The organism is Streptomyces sp. WAC05292, from assembly GCF_003949955.1.
In the GTDB taxonomy this organism is placed as follows: Bacteria; Actinomycetota; Actinomycetes; order Streptomycetales; family Streptomycetaceae; genus Streptomyces; species Streptomyces globosus.
In genome coordinates this window covers 1-2,505 of sequence record NZ_RPSE01000607.1, presented here as the reverse complement: position 1 = coordinate 2,505, position 2,505 = coordinate 1, and the positions used below count along the sequence as shown (strand labels likewise).

3 protein-coding genes are annotated in these 2,505 nt (G+C 72.5%); 1 reads left to right on the top strand and 2 read right to left on the bottom strand.

The features are described 5' to 3' along the window. Both EF903_RS31570 and EF903_RS31565 read right to left on the bottom strand, forming a co-directional pair. Positions 1-732 (bottom strand): bifunctional DNA primase/polymerase (locus EF903_RS31570; protein WP_148142630.1); only part of this gene is annotated, 732 nt, incomplete at its 3' end. Between the two features lie 197 nt (positions 733-929). Beyond that, the gene (locus tag EF903_RS31565; RefSeq protein WP_125548399.1) at positions 930-1,562 is read right to left on the bottom strand and encodes a TetR/AcrR family transcriptional regulator; all 633 of its coding nucleotides are present in this window, start codon (positions 1,560-1,562) and stop codon (positions 930-932) included. A 40-nt stretch (positions 1,563-1,602) separates the two neighbouring features. On the opposite strand from EF903_RS31565, the gene ddaH reads away from it, so the two are divergent. Beyond that, complete coding sequence (ddaH, locus tag EF903_RS31560; RefSeq protein ID WP_344334225.1) at positions 1,603-2,502, top strand: dimethylargininase; 900 nt, start codon at positions 1,603-1,605, stop codon at positions 2,500-2,502. The last annotated feature ends 3 nt before the right edge of the window (positions 2,503-2,505 follow it).

Below are 2,505 nucleotides of genomic sequence, written 5' to 3'. Positions count from 1 at the left end.
GTGGTGGAGGGGCCAGGCCGTTGCCGGGGTCGTGGCGTGGGCTGCGCAGGCGTCCGTCAGGGATTCCAGGAGGGTCAGCGGGTCGGGCAGGGGGTGTTCCATGCCGCGGATCCAGGTCACCGCCTGGTCGCCGGGGAGGGCTGCCGGGGGGACGAGGACGTAGCTGCCGCGGCAGTGCCAGCGCAGGCCCGGGTGTTCGTCCATCGTTTCCGGGTGGCAGTCCAGTTCGCACGGCCACCACTCGTCCTCGTCCTCGGGGGTGCCGCGGGTGGCGGTGAAGAAGAGCATGCGGGCCTGGTCGCCCGTGCCGCCCGACTCGGCGACCGGGCCGACGTCGATGCCGGCCGCGAGGAGGCGTTCGAGGGCCTCGGCGCCGGCTTCCAGGGGGACGTCCAGGACGTCGTGGACCATGCCGGTCGCGGTGATGAAGTTGGCCTGGGGCTGGTTGCGCGCCCAGCGTTCGACCTGGGCCCGGTCGGTGGTCGACTGGGTCTGCCAGGCGAAGGAGAGGGGGTGCCGCGCGGGAGTGGGGCAGCCGATCCGGTCGCAGGAGCACCGGTAGCCGACGGGGTGGGCGGCAGGGGCGAGCGGCAGGCCCGCCGCGGCCACGGAGAGCAGCAGTGCCTCGCGTACCCGGCCGGGGTCCTCCGGCGCGGACTTCGAGCGCCGGCGCAGCCACTGCGAAATCCTGCTCTGCTCGCCGCGTTTGACGCGGCCGGACTCAGACCCCATCTATCCCCTCACCTCAGCGTTGGCCCCGGCAGACCCTGACATCGTCCCACCATCCTGCGGTCCGGGTGACCGCTCTCCCCAAGGACGGGTCCCTGTTCGAGGCCCGGAATGTCGCCACATTGCGGGCGAAATCCGGCCAATCGTGGGCCGGGGGGCGTGAAGGGCGGCGTCGGTGACGTTCGCCACCCCCGGTCAGGTCACTCGTCGCGCGGGGGCGCGGCGATGCCCGCCACGACGCGGTCGGCGATCTCGTCCGCGAAGGCGTGGGTGAGAGGGCCCGTGCGCAGCAGCCAGCGGTAGGTGAGGGGGCCCACCAGCATTTCCACGGCCACCCGCAGGTCCGCACCGGGGTGGATGTGCCCGGCCTCGCGGGCGGAGCGCAGCCGCTCCTCGTAGAGGGCGAGCTGGGGTTCCAGCAGCTGCTCCGTGAAGCGGGCGCCGAGGTCGGGGTCGGTGGCCCCGGCGGCGGCGAGGGCGCGCGCGGGTGCCGCGTACTTCTCGTCGGACAGTTCGTCGACCGTCGCCCGCATGACGGTCTTCAGGTCGGCGGCGAGGTCGCCTGTGTCGGGGAAGCCGGTCCAGCCGCCCCCGTCCGCGGCCTCGCCGGAGAGTGCGAGCGAGGCGTCCAGCAGGACGGCCGCCTTCGACGGCCACCACCGGTAGATCGTCTGCTTGCCCACCCCGGCGCGGGCCGCGATCGCCTCGACGGTCAGCCTGTTGTAGCCGACCTCGCCGACCAGGGCGAGCGCCGCGTCGAGGATGGCCTGCCGGGAGCGCTCGCTGCGGCGGCTCGCGTCGGGGGCTTTCGCGTCAGGGTTCTTGCTGGTCATTCGGACAAATTACCAACCGGAACATCTCGTCTTTCAGTCAATGTGCACATCACCCGGTCAGTCCACTGCGCGGCTCCCCCGGAGGAGAGACGATTCACCCACCAGTCCCGTGAGTCGTGAGGAGCCTTCTTTGCGCAGAGACGCCACACCCCGGCGCTACCTGATGTGCCCACCGGCACACTTCAAGGTCACGTACTCCATCAACCCGTGGATGGACCCCGCGAAACCGGTGGACCTCCCCCTGGCCATGGCCCAGTGGGAAGACCTCAGGGACCGCTACCTCGCCCTCGGGCACACCGTCGAGACCCTGGAACCGGACCCGGGCCTCCCCGACATGGTCTTCGCCGCGAACGGCGCCGTCGTCATCGACGGCCGGGTCCTCGGCGCCCGGTTCGCGCACGCGGAGCGCACCGGCGAGGCGGAGATCCACCGCGCCTGGTTCCGCTCCAACGGCTTCCGGGACGTGCACGAGCCGGCCCACGTCAACGAGGGGGAGGGCGACTTCGCCGTCACGGCCAGCTGGATCCTGGCCGGGCGGGGCTTCCGCTCCAGCCCGCTCTCGCACGACGAGGCGCAGGAGTTCTTCGGCCGGCCCGTCATCGGACTGGACCTGGTCGACCCGCGGTACTACCACCTCGACACCGCGCTGTGCGTGCTGGACGGCGACGAGGTGATGTACCACCCGGAGGCCTTCTCCCCGGGCAGCCGGGCCGTGCTGCGGCGGCTCTTCCCGGACGCGCTGATCGCGGGCGCCGAGGACGCGGCCGCGCTCGGGCTGAACGCGGTCAGCGACGGCCGGCACGTGCTGCTGCCGCAGGCGGCGACCGGGCTGTTCGGCCCGCTGCGGGACCGGGGCTTCGAGCCGGTCCCGATGGACCTGGGCGAGCTGCTCAAGGGCGGCGGCAGCGTGAAGTGCTGCACCCAGGAGCTGCGGATGTAACCC